13 protein-coding genes are annotated in these 15,533 nt (G+C 40.1%); 7 read left to right on the plus strand and 6 right to left on the minus strand.

The annotated features are described in order from the left end of the window. Positions 1-19 precede the first annotated feature (19 nt). On the minus strand, positions 20-613 hold the full coding sequence (locus IFO69_RS20065) for a YkgJ family cysteine cluster protein (protein ID WP_192011937.1): 594 nt from the start codon (positions 611-613) through the stop codon (positions 20-22). 198 nt (positions 614-811) lie between these two features. Between IFO69_RS20065 and IFO69_RS20070 the strand changes: the two genes are divergently transcribed. The 7 genes from IFO69_RS20070 (at position 812) to IFO69_RS20100 (ending at position 10,010) form a co-directional block, all read left to right on the plus strand. After that, on the plus strand, positions 812-1,546 hold the full coding sequence (locus tag IFO69_RS20070; protein WP_192012016.1) for an LOG family protein: 735 nt from the start codon (positions 812-814) through the stop codon (positions 1,544-1,546). Between the two features lie 2 nt (positions 1,547-1,548). Further along, positions 1,549-2,499: a lytic transglycosylase domain-containing protein gene (locus IFO69_RS20075; protein ID WP_192011938.1), complete on the plus strand. Its 951-nt coding sequence runs from the start codon at positions 1,549-1,551 to the stop codon at positions 2,497-2,499. A 61-nt stretch (positions 2,500-2,560) separates the two neighbouring features. Next, on the plus strand, positions 2,561-4,240 hold the full coding sequence (locus IFO69_RS20080; RefSeq protein WP_192011939.1) for a DUF748 domain-containing protein: 1,680 nt from the start codon (positions 2,561-2,563) through the stop codon (positions 4,238-4,240). 120 nt (positions 4,241-4,360) lie between these two features. Continuing rightward, the gene (gene uvrA / locus IFO69_RS20085; RefSeq protein ID WP_192011940.1) at positions 4,361-7,186 is read left to right on the plus strand and encodes an excinuclease ABC subunit UvrA; all 2,826 of its coding nucleotides are present in this window, start codon (positions 4,361-4,363) and stop codon (positions 7,184-7,186) included. A gap of 96 nt (positions 7,187-7,282) precedes the next feature. Further along, a complete protein-coding gene (locus tag IFO69_RS20090; RefSeq protein WP_192012017.1) occupies positions 7,283-8,332 on the plus strand; it encodes a sensor histidine kinase in 1,050 nt (349 codons plus the stop codon). Positions 8,333-8,350: 18 nt separating this feature from the next. Beyond that, positions 8,351-9,097 carry a LytR/AlgR family response regulator transcription factor gene (locus tag IFO69_RS20095; RefSeq protein ID WP_192011941.1) on the plus strand — a complete coding sequence of 249 codons (747 nt, stop codon included), beginning with the start codon at positions 8,351-8,353 and terminating at the stop codon, positions 9,095-9,097. A 160-nt stretch (positions 9,098-9,257) separates the two neighbouring features. Further along, a complete protein-coding gene (locus tag IFO69_RS20100) occupies positions 9,258-10,010 on the plus strand; it encodes a LytR/AlgR family response regulator transcription factor (protein ID WP_192011942.1) in 753 nt (250 codons plus the stop codon). A gap of 71 nt (positions 10,011-10,081) precedes the next feature. Here IFO69_RS20100 and IFO69_RS20105 read toward each other — a convergent pair whose 3' ends face one another. The 5 genes from IFO69_RS20105 to IFO69_RS20125 all read right to left on the minus strand — a co-directional run bounded on the left by IFO69_RS20105 (position 10,082) and on the right by IFO69_RS20125 (position 15,529). Further along, positions 10,082-11,437, minus strand: a complete 1,356-nt coding sequence (locus tag IFO69_RS20105; protein WP_192011943.1) for a PhoH family protein — start codon at positions 11,435-11,437, stop codon at positions 10,082-10,084. Positions 11,438-11,656: 219 nt separating this feature from the next. Beyond that, entirely contained in the window at positions 11,657-12,907 is a 1,251-nt protein-coding gene (locus tag IFO69_RS20110) for a pyridoxal-dependent decarboxylase (RefSeq protein WP_192011944.1), read from the minus strand. Between the two features lie 128 nt (positions 12,908-13,035). Beyond that, the gene (locus tag IFO69_RS20115; protein ID WP_192011945.1) at positions 13,036-13,776 is read right to left on the minus strand and encodes a shikimate dehydrogenase family protein; all 741 of its coding nucleotides are present in this window, start codon (positions 13,774-13,776) and stop codon (positions 13,036-13,038) included. Then, a complete protein-coding gene (locus tag IFO69_RS20120) occupies positions 13,773-14,708 on the minus strand; it encodes a DUF368 domain-containing protein (protein ID WP_192011946.1) in 936 nt (311 codons plus the stop codon). Before IFO69_RS20120 ends, IFO69_RS20115 begins: the two co-directional genes overlap by 4 nt. 50 nt (positions 14,709-14,758) lie before the next feature. Continuing rightward, a complete protein-coding gene (locus IFO69_RS20125; protein ID WP_192011947.1) occupies positions 14,759-15,529 on the minus strand; it encodes a phosphosulfolactate synthase in 771 nt (256 codons plus the stop codon). Positions 15,530-15,533: the final 4 nt, after the last annotated feature.

A 15,533-nucleotide genomic window follows, 5' to 3' on the forward strand; every position in this document is an offset into this window, starting at 1 on the left:
AAAACCTTGCTTGAAAAATTTAAACCGCTTGACCTTCAAAGTAAAAATAGAAGGATAATACTGCCTCTATGGCTTTTTTGATAGCAATATTAATCGGAAACTGCTGCTCTGCCATGTGGAAGTCAATGGTAGATAGGCGGGTATAGTAGTCCGAACTGCCAGGAATCTCCAGGTCGTTTTGGATAGCACGAGTGACAATTTGGAACTGCTGTTGTTTCTGTTCTTTAATGTTTTTGCAAGTAATCAATTCCTTTTTGCCTTCTCTATTTCTTCTAGAGGAATTTCCAAATAATCGACAGATTAGCCCTCGATGGTTGTATTGGGTGCAATGACCAGCTGCTCCGTCAGCACTAAGCAGTTTGAGAACGACACAATAGCTGTCTTCGGTAGCGGTTTCCAGTTGATCAAGCAATGCTTCAGCCTGTCCTTTTTGATACAGGTCAAATGCTAGTGGCAAAAATTCCAAGACGGTTGCGGGAACTTTGGGGTTGGCACAGCATTTTCCACAGCCGGATAGGCAGGTTAGTTGACTTTGCGCAAGATAATCTTGCACTTCCATGTCGAGGTCGTTGAATATTTCATTGACTTTCAGTGATTTCTCTTTAAGATTCATATGTGTTGATAAAAAGCCCACGAAAGTAATTCAATGGCCGAGAATTTGCAATAAAAATTAATCAGGGGAACTGTTTTTCTTCGTAAATAATTATTAAAAAACCTTTATTTCCTTTTAAGGTTGAAACAAGTAAATTAGTCAACTGAAAGTAAACACTTTTGGTACAAGCGTAACGATAGCTTTTTAAATATAAATATGATGAGTGAAGAACCGGAAAAAACTGAATTGACAGAAGAAGATAGAATCCGAAGGGCCTTTAAAGAAAAGGATTGGAGTGAAATAAAAAGTGCCAACTCCTGGGTGATCTTTAAGGTCATGTCAGAGTTTGTTGAAGGCTTTGAAAAATTAGCAAAAATAGGTCCTTGCGTATCTATTTTTGGCTCAGCCAGAACACCTCAAGACAACAAATATTACAAGATTGCAGAAGAAATAGCCGCAAAATTGGTTCGCCACGGTTACGGAGTGATCACTGGTGGGGGGCCAGGTATCATGGAAGCAGGCAATAAGGGAGCTCATTCGGAAAAAGGAAAGTCTGTAGGACTCAATATTCAGTTGCCATTTGAGCAATTCAATAACATTTATATCGACCAAGACAAGCTGATCACTTTTGATTATTTCTTTGTGAGGAAGGTCATGTTTGTGAAATATGCCCAGGGTTTTATTGTACTTCCCGGCGGTTTTGGGACTATGGATGAGCTGTTTGAGGCGATCACTTTGATCCAAACCAAAAAGACAGGAAAGTTTCCAATTATTTTGGTTGGGAAGGAATTTTGGGAAGGTTTGATCGAATGGATAAAAACAGTGATGTTGGACAAGCATAAAAACATCAGTCCAGAAGACATGGATTTATTTTCGGTGGTGGATACAGCCACCGAAGCGGTCAAGGTGATTGACGAATTTTACAGCAAGTACTTATTATCTCCAAATTTTTGATTTTGCGTAACCTTCACATTTACATATTGTACGGTCTCGTGGCGGTACTTTTCGGATTAGTGTTTTACTACAAGAATGATTCCCCAGAAGCAGTATCCTCTGAAAATGAGCGATGGCTTCCTTTAAAAAGGGAGCGATCCCAAATTGGAGCCCCAATGCAGGAGGTGAGGGTGAAATTGTTTGATATTCCAAACAAAATGGAATTTGCAGGGGAATCAGTTCCTTTAAATGAAAGTGATATCAAAGAGCGTTTTGAGCGGGAAATCTATGTTAATGTGTATTGGGAATCCAACATGTTGCTCATGATGAAAAGGGCCAATAAGTACCTTCCTATGATTGAAAGGGTGTTGGCTGAAAATCGTATCCCTGATGATTTCAAATACCTTGCTATGATAGAGTCAGGCTTAATGAATGTTGTTTCTCCGGCTGGGGCAAGAGGCTTTTGGCAGTTTATGGAAGGGACAGCTAAAGACTATGACCTGGAAGTTAATAAGGAAGTTGATGAGCGCTATCATTATGAGAAATCAACCATAGCGGCTTGTAAGTATCTGCAAAAGTCATACGCCAAGTTTGGTAAATGGACAAGCGTGGCAGCGAGTTATAATATGGGCCAAGCAGGCCTAAGCAGAAGGATGAATGACCAGCAGCAACCTGATTATTATGACTTGCTACTGAACGAGGAAACCAGCAGGTACATGTTCCGGATTTTGGCTTTTAAGGAAGTGTTTGAGCATCCGGACAAATATGGCTTTGAGCTGACCAATGATGACCTGTACCATCAGCCTGAATTGAAGACGCTGATTGTCAAAAATACTATTCCAGATTTAGCCGAATGGGCTATTAAAAATGGCACTACGTATAAAGTGTTGAAAACCTACAATCCATGGATGAGAAAGACCAAATTGACCATCCGCCGTGGCAATCAATATGAAGTCCAACTTCCAATTGACTAAATATAATTTGAACAATTATTAGGATTTATTGATTATATTGGAGATGGTCTACTCCAACTATATGAAAAACAAGAAGCTAATTATTTTTCTCGGATCCTTATTGTTTCTTATCCTCTTTATTTTGAAAGGAGTTCCTTTGTTGGTTAACCTTTATCTCAATAGCCATGCGGACAAAATAGTGAGTGATCTGATTACCAGAACCAATGATTTTAGCGGCCATAAAGTAAAATTTGGAAAGATACACCTCAATTATGACTACCGTGGTACATACTTAGAACTGGATTCTGTTGCGATCTTTCCCGATGAAATTGCTGATAACAATAGGGTAAAGATTGATCTTTTAGCTGAGAGGATTCTGCTTTCAGGCTTTTTGTGGAAGAGCTTATTGTTGGATAATGCCATTGTGTTGGATTCTGCGGAGTTGAGAAAGGTGACAATCCACAGCATGTCTCCTTCGTTGGATTCTTTGAACCTTAAAAGCAAGGAGGAAATCAAGCGGAAGAAAGGAAAAGATTACACTTCCATTCAAGTAAACCATATCGATTTAGATGATTTTTCCATCGAAAACAGGGATATTGGCAATGATTCATCAAGGCTTGAAATAGCAGGGCTGAATGTGACGGCCAATCATTTTACCCTAACCAGCGAGGATTTGGAAGACCCAAAGGCACTTTTTGATGTGGAGATGATAGAGGGAAAGATCAGGCATGCATCCATTCATTTTAATGAATACCGGAATGAAATTATCACCAAAAATTTGACATTCAGTAAAGAAAAGAGGAGCCTGTCCATTGATAGTGTTCGGTTGGATAACAAGTGGGACAAGTACAAGTACATCAATGATTTTCGTTTAGAAACAGATTGGGTAGAATTAGAAAGGGGAAACTTGGAATTGGTTAATATGAATTATGATGCCTATTTCCGAGAGGGGATTATAGAAGCTGAAAAGCTGTTGGCAAAGGATATTAAGATTGCTGTTTTCAGGGATAAAAGGAAGCCCGATAATACCCAAAAACGGCCGAAAATGATTCACAAGATTATTGGTGGTATTCCGAAGGATTTACATGTGGATATGATCAAAATGGAAAATGGTTATGTGTCTTATGAAGAAAGGCCAGACAATGAAGCCCCCGTAGCCGGGCAAATCTACTTTGATCAAATTGATGCTGAGATCATTAATATTACCAATATCCCGAAAATGCTGGATATGCACAGTGAGCTAAATCTAAAGGCCAATGCAAGGATAATGGGCAAGGGAAATGTGGATTTGAACGTTACTTACTTTTTACAGGACAGCACGGGTGGATTTACCATGAATGGACATGTCAAGGACTTGGATCTTACAGCGATCAATCCGATGTTGAGGCCAGCCACCCAAGTAGAGGTGAGAAGTGGGGTTATAGACGATTTGTCATTTGACATCAAAGGGAATGATGTTGAAGGCACTGGGGATTTGATCATGAAGTACCATAATTTGGCGATAGATATTCGTGGAAAGTCCTATGGGAAAGGTCAAAATGTCTTTCAGAAAATTGGCTCTTTTCTGACCAATAAGTTGGTGATTCGTTCAGAAAACCCCAACAAAAAGGGAGAATTGAAGACAGGGGATATCTATTTTAAGCGTGACCAGAGCAAGTTTATCTTTAACTATTGGTGGAAAATGATCCTAAGCGGAATGCGGTCCACCTTGACAGGAGAAGATGAGGCCAAAATGAGAGAAAAGGCCGAAAAGAAGGATTAACTTTTTGACCAGATAAACTTATTGAGGTTTATAGCGGTTAAAAAAAGATGGCAAGGGTATTTTCCATTAAATATCCATATTTTTGTCAAATTGTAAACGCTAAAAAGGACTGATCCTTTCATGACGAAAACAGTAGCAGCAGTAGAAGAAAAGATTGAGATTTATGGTGCCAGAGAGCATAATCTCAAAAACATAGATTTATCCATCCCCCGAAACAAATTAGTGGTGATCACAGGGCTTAGCGGAAGCGGAAAGAGTTCCTTGGCTTTTGATACCATTTATGCAGAAGGACAGCGCAGGTATATGGAGAGTTTCTCCGCTTATGCCAGGTCTTTTCTGGGAGGGATGGAGCGTCCAGATGTGGATAAGATCAATGGGCTTTCGCCAGTGATTTCCATTGAACAGAAGACGACCAGCAAAAATCCTCGATCTACGGTAGGGACTGTCACGGAGATTTATGATTTTATGCGTTTGCTATACGCAAGGTCTGGTGAAGCGTATTCATACCTTTCTGGCAAGAAGATGATCCGACAAACGGAAGATCAGATTATTGATCAGATATTAGAACATTTTGGAGGAAAAAAACTATACATCTTAGCCCCAGTGGTTAAAGGGCGTAAAGGGCATTATAGAGAGCTTTTTGAGCAAATCCGAAAGATGGGGTTTTCTAAAGTTCGAGTGGATGGTGTGGTGATGGAGATGGTGCCCAAAATGCAAGTGGATCGTTACAAAATCCATGATATTGAAATCGTAATTGACAGGATCATTGCCGAGGAAGATGATCGATATAGGATTACCCAATCTCTTAAGACCGCCCTTCAACATGGCAAGGGTGTGATTATGCTAAGGGATGAGGATGGCAATGTCCATCACTTTTCCAAATACCTGATGGACCCTACTACAGGTTTATCCTATGATGAGCCCGCTCCGAATACTTTTTCTTTCAACAGTCCTTATGGAGCTTGCCCAACATGTAATGGCTTGGGGAATATTGAAGAAATCACCAAGGAGAATATCATCCCAAACCCTAATTTAAGTATCTCCCGAGGCGGAATAGCACCTTTGGGAGACTACCGTGATATTTGGATTTTCAAGAAGATTGAGGCCATTTTAAAGCATTTCAAATCCAGCCTATCCACTCCTATAAAAGACTTGGACGAGGGTGTATTGGACATTCTCTTGTATGGAGACAAAATGGAAGTGGAGGTAGACTCTGTAAAATATCCGGGAACCAAATGGAATACTACCTTTGAGGGAATCGTAAACTTTCTTCAAAAGCAACAAGAAGGTGGTTCTGAGAAGATCCAAAAGTGGGTAAGTGACTTTACCAGCACAAAGGTATGTCCAGATTGTGAGGGTTACAGGCTGAAGAAAGAAGCACTGCATTTTCTAGTGGCGGGCAAGCACATTGGAGAGTTGGCCATGATGGATATCAGGCAGCTGGGGGATTGGTTTGATCATATTGATGACAAGCTTACAGAAAAGCAGAAAATCATAGGCACGGAGGTGCTTAAGGAGATCAGGAAGCGAATAGGTTTTCTTTTGGATATTGGCCTTGATTACCTGTCCCTAAACAGGCCATTGAGAACGCTTTCCGGTGGCGAAGCACAAAGGATCAGGCTGGCCACGCAGATTGGAACCCAATTGGTGGGTGTATTGTACATCCTTGATGAACCTAGCATTGGGCTTCATCAAAGAGACAATGTCAAACTCATCAAGGCTTTACAGGATTTGAGGGATTTAGGTAATTCTGTATTGGTTGTAGAGCATGACAAGGACATGATGCTTGATGCGGATTTTGTGGTGGACATCGGCCCAGGTGCAGGTAGGCATGGTGGGCAGATTGTAGCCCAGGGCAATCCTCAAGAGTTTCTAAAACAGAATAGTTTAACCGCCCAATATTTGAATGGTCGCGAGGCAATTTCTGTTCCTCAAGAAAGAAGAAAGGGAAATGGAAAGACTCTAAAGCTCACCCAGGCACAAGGCAATAATTTGAAAAATGTTGATCTGGAATTGCCTTTGGGAAGCATGATCTGTGTCACGGGTGTGTCTGGAAGTGGAAAGAGTTCCTTGATCCATGAAACTTTGTTTCCACTGCTCAACCAACATTTTTATCGTTCACGCAAAGAGCCTTTGGCTTATAAGAGCATCGAAGGTTTGGAGCACTTGGATAAAGTTATTGAAGTGGACCAGTCTCCTATTGGCCGGACACCAAGATCGAATCCAGCTACTTACACCGGCGTATTTACGGATATCCGGGCTTTGTTTACAGAGCTTCCTGAAGCCAAAATTCGAGGCTATAAACCAGGAAGGTTCAGTTTCAATGTCAAAGGTGGACGTTGTGAAGATTGTGAGGGAGCTGGGATGAAATTGATAGAGATGGATTTCTTACCGGATGTCCATATTCCTTGTGAAACTTGTAAAGGCAAACGCTATAACAGAGAAACGCTGGAGGTGAGATTTAAAGGCAAATCCATTTCGGATGTTTTGGATATGACGGTAGAGCAAGCGGTAGAGTTCTTCGAGAAGCAACCTAAGATTCTCCGAAAAATTCAAACCCTGAATGATGTGGGCTTGGGCTATATTACCTTAGGACAGCATGCCACCACTCTTTCAGGTGGTGAAGCACAAAGGGTGAAATTAGCTACGGAGTTATCCAAAAAGGATACCGGAAAGACCTTTTACATTCTTGATGAACCTACAACCGGCTTGCACTTTAAAGATATTGAACACCTTCTGGAAGTTTTGAACAGGTTAGTGGACAAGGGAAATACTGTTTTGATCATTGAGCATAATCTAGATGTGATCAAAGTGGCTGACCATATCATAGATCTTGGACCGGAAGGAGGAAATAAAGGCGGGGAGATTGTGGTTCAAGGTACACCCGAAGTGGTAGCGGAACATCCATCCAGCTATACAGCTAAATTCCTTAAAATGGAGCTTTAGGTCTTCTAGGCAAAGTATGCTCCTTTTAGCCATTGCCTGATCCATTGATAAAAAATACCTATGCACATTCGAAGACTTCCTTATATTTGGGAAGGAATGGACAGGAGTAGATTATATTGGATATTACAGTTTTTGGGTTGGTCAAGCTTTGCTGTGATCAACCTATTTTTTGTTTCACTAATCAGGGGAATTACCTCAGTGCAGATTGGTGCTTACTTGTCACTAGGAGCTTTTTATTTTTTGTCCACGCACTATTTCAGGCATATTATTAAATCCAAAGGCTGGTTTGATTTCAATATTTCAAAACTCTTGATCAATGCCCTTATAGCACTTTTGGCATTAAGTTTTGCCAATGTGATTGCTACCATTTTGATCAATTGGATTTTTGGAATATTGAGGGTTCAGGAAGATTTGAAGCCAATCGTATTATTGGTGAATATGTTCATTAGCTTTCTGTATTATACGCTGTGGGCCATGATGTATTTTTTGTACCATTTTTTGGAGAACTACAATACCACCTTAAAATACCAAGCAAAGATCAATGAAATCAAATTAAACCAATTAAGAAGCCAGCTCAATCCACATTTCATTTTTAATGCGTTAAATAGTGTAAGGGCACTGGTAGATGAAAACCCTCCAAAATCCAAGGAGGCTATTACGCAACTGAGCAATATCCTGCGTTATTCATTGATCATGGATAAGAAAAGAACAATAGATTTCAGTGATGAAATAAAAATCGTAAAGGATTATCTGGATTTGGAAACTATTCGTTTTGAGGAACGATTGAGCGTTACCTATGAAATTGAAGAACAAGCTTACTATTATAAAATTCCCCCCATGATGCTTCAGACCATTGTTGAAAATGCTATCAAACATGGGATTTCAAACCGGATGAAAGGGGGGCTTATACATATTAAATGTACTATTGGTCTTGCAGATGACCTGTATATTTCCGTAAAAAATAGTGGTCAACTCAAGGGAAGTGCGGGCCGGAAAAATGATGGTTCGGGACACGGGATTTCCAATACAATTCAGCGACTTAAGCTGATTTATGGCAATAAGGCCAATTTCAAAATGAAAAATTTCGACTCGGAGTTTGTAGTGACCGAAATAAAAATTCCGAAACATTATACTAAATTAGATTAATCATAAAATCAATATAGCATGCGTGCACTAATAATAGACGACGAAAGACTGGCCAGAAAAGAACTGATCAATTTATTGAAAGACATCGAGGAGGTGGAAGTAGTAGGTGAAGCGATCAATGTCGATGATGCCAAAGAGAAGATTTCAAGTTTAAATCCAGATGTCATTTTCCTGGATATCCAAATGCCAGAAAAGACGGGTTTTGACCTGCTGGCAGAAATGGAAGCAGTGCCCAACGTTATATTCACCACAGCATATGATGAATTTGCGCTAAAAGCTTTTGAGGTGAATGCGCTTGACTATCTGCTAAAGCCCATAGAACCAGAGAGATTGTCGGAAGCCATTGTAAAGCTTATGAGCAAACTGAATGGTGGTGGTACTTCTTCTACTAAAAATGAGGGAAAAATTACCCAAGATGATGACAAAAAGTTATCTTTGGAAGATCAGGTCTTTGTAAAAGACGGAGATAGATGTTGGTTTGTAAGGTTGGAAAATGTGCGATTGTTTGAATCAGACGGCAATTACATAAAAGTGTATTTTGATAACAATAAACCGATGATTCACAAATCTCTTAATGCATTGGATGAAAGATTGGACGAAAAGTCTTTTTTTAGGGCCAGCAGAAAGCATATAATTAATTTAAGTTGGGTAGAGGGGATTGAGCCTTGGTTTAATGGTGGCTTGGTAGTCACTCTAAAAGGTGGTGATCGAATAGAAGTAAGCCGAAGGCAAGCAGCAAGATTTAAGGATATGATGAGTTTGTGATATTTGTAATATAAAAAAATGCAGTTCTTAAATTGTATTTCTGGATTAATATTCTCATTTTCAATGAACAAAGTATTATTCCTTTTAACTGTGGACTGTAATTAGTAGATGTAAAAAATTTTAGACTTCACCAATAACATTTAAGGAACCACACCAAAATATGAAAGACGAAAGAATTTTAGTTGTAGAGGATGATCCGGATATTGCGGAAAATATTGAAGAGATCCTCGAACTTTTAGGTTACGTAAATATTGACATAGCTAATTCTGCCAACCAAGCGATCAAGGTCATTAAGAAATATAGACCTGACTTGGTGTTTATGGATATCAAGCTTAAAGGAGATAAAGACGGTATTGAATTGGGAGAAATCATCCAGCAAATGGTAGATGCTCCTATTGTTTACGTTACTTCATATAGTGATCCTACCATTATAGAAAGGGCCAAGAGAATTCACCCTGCTGGTTTTATTGTTAAGCCATTCAACACCAACGACATCCATGCGATTGTAGAGATCGTACTTTATAATAGAAGGACACAAGCGGCTCATGCAGATGCGCCGAAGGCAAATGCGGAAAGCCCTTATTTGGTAACCGATGCCGTTTACATCAAATCTGATAATGCTTATGAGCGTGTAGATTATGAAGATGTTTATTATGTAGAGGCTAATGGTAATATGGTGTCTATTTTTACCAAGAACAAGACATATACGATCCGTAAATCCATGAAGGATATGGAGGAAAAATTACCTTCCAACTTGTTCTTAAGGGTTCAAAAATCCTACATTGTCCAGTTGGCTCAAATCCAGAGTTTCAGCACCAAGGAAATCACTTTGAAAAGTGGTGCCATAGTACAAGTGGGAAGACAGTATTACAACAGTTTCCTAGCGAAATTGAATACTATTACAGAGAGTTAAATTAGAAATCACCAAAGTCAAAGGCCTTCATGGAAATGAAGGCCTTTTTTAGTTTTTAATGCTTTTTCTGGCTATAGGAGCTCATTGGCTAGGTTGGCCAACTCTGATCTTTCTCCTTTTTCAAGTTTAATATGAGCATAAAGGGGATGATCCTTAACCCGGTCAATGAGATAGGAAAGTCCGTTACTTTGACTGTCTAGGTAAGGTGTGTCAATTTGGTGCACATCACCTGTAAAAACAATTTTAGTATTCTCTCCTGCCCTACTGATAATGGTCTTGATTTCATGGGGGGTCAAGTTCTGCGCCTCATCCACAATAAAGAATATATTGGAAAGAGATCGACCACGGATATAGGCCAATGGTTGGATCACCAATTTTTCTTGATTGACCATTTCCGTAATTTTCTGGAACTCCTTGTCTGATTCTTTAAACTGGTTTTGTATAAACTTGAGGTTGTCCCATAAGGGCTCCATATAAGGGTTCAGCTTGGACTTGATGTCTCCGGGGAGGTATCCAATATCTTTGTTGCTTAAAGGAACAATAGGACGCGCCAAGAATATTTGCTTATAGTCTCTTCTCTGTTCCAGTGCCCCTGCAAGAGCCAAAAGGGTTTTCCCTGTACCAGCCACACCTTGCACAGATACCAACTTGATATTAGGATTGGTAATGGCATGCAAGGCGAAAGTTTGCTCTGCATTTTTTGGCTTGATATTATAGGCCAATTTTTTGTCTACCCGCTCTACAGTATTGTTTTCGCCATTGTAAAAAGACAACACCGAGTTCTTATCACTTTTGAGAATGTAATAGGTATTGGCTTTTCTTTTTCTGGTACCCAGTACTTTTTTCGCTTCTATGGTATGAGAATCATACAGCTCGTTAATGACATCAGGGTCTATGCCTTCAAGGATATCCTTGCCTGTATTTTCCAGCTCGGTAATGTTCTTGATTTTACCAGTTTCATAGTCCTCAGCCTGGATATTCAGGGATTTTGCCTTTAAGCGAAGGTTGATGTCCTTACTGACCAAAATTACTTTGCGGCCATTTTCACCATTTTTTAGGTTCAAGGCTGCATTGAGAATTTTATGGTCGTTTTTTTCTTCTCCAAAAACTTTGTTGGCATCTTCTTCGGAACTTTCAGAGGAAGTCATCATCACTTTGAAATTCCCTTTGGTTTTTCCATTGAGCGGGGTCCATTCGTGAATCATTCTATCCTTGGACAGCTTGTCCAACAATCTGATAAACTCTCTCGCCTCGAAGTTTTTGGAATCGTTGCCCTTTTTAAACTGATCTAATTCTTCCAAAACAGTAATGGGGATCACCACATCGTGTTCAGCAAAATTCATTATCGAATTGTGGGCGTAGAGTATGACCGAAGTGTCCAAAACGAAGATTTTTCGGTCATTTTCGTTTTTCTTAGCTCTTGGCATAGGCGAAAAAGGTTAGTGATTAATAGTCTCTAATAAGATAGATAATAATCTCTGTGAATACCATTTTTTTGGATAAAATAAAGAAGTGATTTGTGGGGTAATCTGTAAGCTTCTGTAGTCCAGTGAGATAAAAAATAATATCAACGAAAAAATAAAAAAAGCAGCCCTCAAGCCCTTCCGGAAGGCTCAGAGCTGCTTGAAAATATTATTTGATTCCAATTAACTTTTGCTGATCAGCTCTCCCTCAAGATCCATTAGGAAGCTGTCCAAAACACCTTGTCTTACGTGGTGCATTACCACAATCTTGTACCATTTAGCACCGTATTCATAACTATCAGCTACTAAGTTGTACTTAGTGGCAATACGTTCAGAAATGTACTCTGCCTTGATGGTAATGATATTCAGGTGTGGGTTCCTAAAATACTCCACTCCCATTCTGTCCAGCTTGGTGCAGATTCTTTCAGTACGGTCACATAGGGAGGCCATTTTATATTTCCACCCTTCTGATCCATGGATTTTGAGGATCATCCACATGGATACTGCATTCGCGCCAGAGCGGCTACCGCTTAACGTGTAATCCTTTCCTGGGATATATTGGGCCTCCTCGGTGCATACATGGTGGATATAGCCTTTTCTGATCAAGAATAAGCCTGTACCATATGGTGTTTGCAACATTTTGTGACCATCACTTGTAATGGAAGTGATGTATGGATTCTTAAATGTGTACGGGCTTTTTTCATCTGTAAATGGATAGATGAACCCTCCATAAGCGGCATCAACGTGGATTCTGAACGGTACATTGGCAGCGGTAAAGAAATCACCCAATCTGTCCACGTCGTCTACTGAACCAAACATGGTGGTAGAAAGGTTGGCCACTACAATAAAATACTTATAGCCAGCTTCTTTGGCAGCATTGATCTTTGTTTCCAAGGATTCTTCAGTGATCTGCCTTGTTTCATTGTCCACATCGAGAATGATGCTGTGCAAGTTGAGCAGGTTGGCTCCCTTTGGCATGGAGTAGTGTGAGTCACTACTATAGACCACAGCAATCTCATCGGTCTTGGCGCCGAATTCATCCCTGAAGAAGTTTCTGTATACCCACATGGCCTGAATATTGGCTTCTGTACCTCCGGTGGCCACATAGCCATCCTGTTGGCCTTCTTCTCCATCAAAGATCTGTTCTGCAACCAGTTTGATCAGGTCTCTTTCTATCTTTTGAGTGCCTGCGAAAATTTCCAAAACAGACTTATCACTTAAGGTATGGATGCCGATATGGTTTGGGTTTTGAACCATAACAGACATAAAGGGAGCGTCTTTCAAGAAAGGAGCATCATGATAGAATTCGGTAGTATCCAAATAGGTTCCAGGTACTCCAAGCGCAGGATATTCTCCCCTGTAATCATGGTTTTTACTCAATGCGCCAAATATTGCTTTTTTTACTTCTTCGTGAGATAATTTCTTCCAGTACATAATGATAGAATTTTAGCTGTATCAGCCTGTATCAAAAGGCAATCTATCCTAGGACAAATAGCCATAGCGGAATTGCTCCTATTTGAAAATAGCAGACAGATAAGGTATTGAATAAATGAAATAGATAATTAGTTCCAGATCTGCCAAGCTGCTTCAGCTTGGAGATGTAGCATTTCTAAACCATTTTTCACTACCGCCCCACGGGCTTCCATAGACCGCATTAGGAAGGTTTTTTCAGGATTGTACACCAAATCATACACTTTGTGTTCCCTGCCTATTTGGCTGAGAGGGATGTCAGGCATTTCCTCTGTATTAGGAAATGTTCCCAAGGGAGTGGTGTTGATGATAAGGTGATGCTCTTGGAGGTGCTTTTCGTTTTTTACGAGCTCATCGTAAGTAATGAGCTCTGGTTCATTGGTATTTCTCGATACCATTATGTAGGGAATATTCAAGCTTTTTAGCGCTTGTTTTACAGCCTTAGAAGCTCCGCCAGTACCCAAGACTAAGGCTTTGGTCTGATCAATCCCGTTCAACCATGATTTCAGTGAATCCTTAAATCCGATATAATCAGTATTGTACCCAATTAATTTGCCGTCTCTAACCTTGATGCAATTTACTGCCCCAATAGCTTCACAGCTTGGTTCTAGTTGATCCAAAAAAGGAATGACTTGTTGTTTATAAGGGATGGTGACATTGATGCCTTCCAGTTCCGGATTATTTTTGATCAATTCAGGGAATTTGTCGATCGTATCCAGCTCATAGAGCTCATACTGACAACTGCTTATGTTTTCCTTTTCGAATTTTTCAGTAAAGTACTTCTTCGAAAAGGAATGTTTCAGCGGATAACCGATAAGTCCGAATTTTCTCATTTCTTTTTTAAATAAAACGCCATTCTCTCCAATCCTATCACAAGCAGTATCCCAAACAAGAACGCTAATAAACCAATAAAGAATTTTGGTTCATTACCTGTTTCCGTCAAATAATGGTTGGGCCATAAGTTTTCAGTTATAAATGGTTTTTGCTCACCACTACTTGAAACTCTGTAGCTCAGTACTTTTTTCCAAGGCCAGATCTTATTGATAGAGCCAAGCATAAATCCTGATAGTACAGCGATGGTCACTGCATGATGATTTTTCAATAACCAGGATATCAGCCTGGAAAATGAAAGTATCCCTACTACACAGCCTACAGCAAAGACTCCCAATGTAAGGAAGTCCCTTTCGGTGACTGCATTGAGGATGGCTTCGTATTTTCCCAATATCAAGAGCAGGAAACTTCCGGAAATTCCAGGAAGAATCATCGCACAAATGGCGATGGCTCCTGCGATAAAGGTGAAGTATAAAGCATTTGGCGAATTGACAGGATTAAGTCCTGTGATCCAATAAGCCAACACTGCTCCTACTGGAATGGCTATGAAAACCATTAAGTTCCATCTCTTGATATCCCGCAAGATCAATACTGAGCTGATGATAATCAGACCACAGAAAAACGACCATAACGGGATGGGATGTTCCTCCATCAAGTAGGTGATCAGCTTTGAGAGCGCAAAGATACTAGTAAAAATCCCAAAGAACAAGGAGCACAGAAAGGGACCATTGACATGTTTCCATAAATCCTTGATCTGGAACTTGGCCAAAAGCTTCAAAGCGTCCAAATCAAAGGATTTGATACTATCCAGAAGCGTTTCGTATATGCCGGTAATCAGGGCAATGGTTCCTCCGGAAACGCCGGGAACAATATCTGCTGCGCCCATACCCATTCCTTTGAGGTAGTTAAGAATGTAGTTTTTTGTCTGCTTCATTGGGAGGAAAGAAAAGAAAGCGACCATATCATTACAGTCGCTTTTAGTTTTTATACGTTGGCAAGGTCAAGGAAATGATCAAAAGTATCTCCTCTAAGACCTAATCGAATCGTTTCTAATGGGATTACCTCGTTTGGAGCAATATTTCCTAGGTTTACATTGGCTCCCAAAAGTTTGATAAACCAAACTTGTTGTGCTTTTTGAGGTGCTTCCCATAGGATTTTTTCCTCCGGTATTTTGGTCAAAATTTCTTCTACAAGACCTTGTCTTACTTCACCCGAATCTCTAAAAAGACCTACGTTTCCGGCTTCTCTTGATTCTCCGATTACTTTCCAAGCGCCCGCATCCAGTTCAGTTTGCATTTGCTCGATCCATTTGTAAGGGGGGATGATTTTGGCTGCATCTTTAGAGCCTACTTCGGAAAGAACCGTTACTTCTTTTGCCAAGGTCCTGATATATTCACACTTTTTATCGTGGTCCAAGGTGATCGATCCGTCAGAAACCTCAGCATAAGCCAAGTCAAATTTATCCAAAACTTTTCTGTAATCTTCAAATTGGTTTCTTATCACGAAAGCTTCAAAAAGCGTTCCCCCAAAATAGACAGGGATGCCAGCGTCTTTATATATTTGAAGTTTTTGGGTAAGGTTTTTAGTCACATAAGAAGTGGCCCAGCCTAGTTTAACGATATCTACATAGTCACCACATGAATCAATAAAGTCTTCTACTTCTCGAAGGCTTAGACCTTTGTCCATCGCCATTGTATATCCGGTAGTTCGTGGTTTTTCTGTACGTACGGGCACATTCTTCAGCACGTAATTCATTCTC

The organism is Echinicola arenosa, assembly GCF_014841125.1.
In the GTDB taxonomy this organism is placed as follows: Bacteria; Bacteroidota; Bacteroidia; order Cytophagales; family Cyclobacteriaceae; genus Echinicola; species Echinicola arenosa.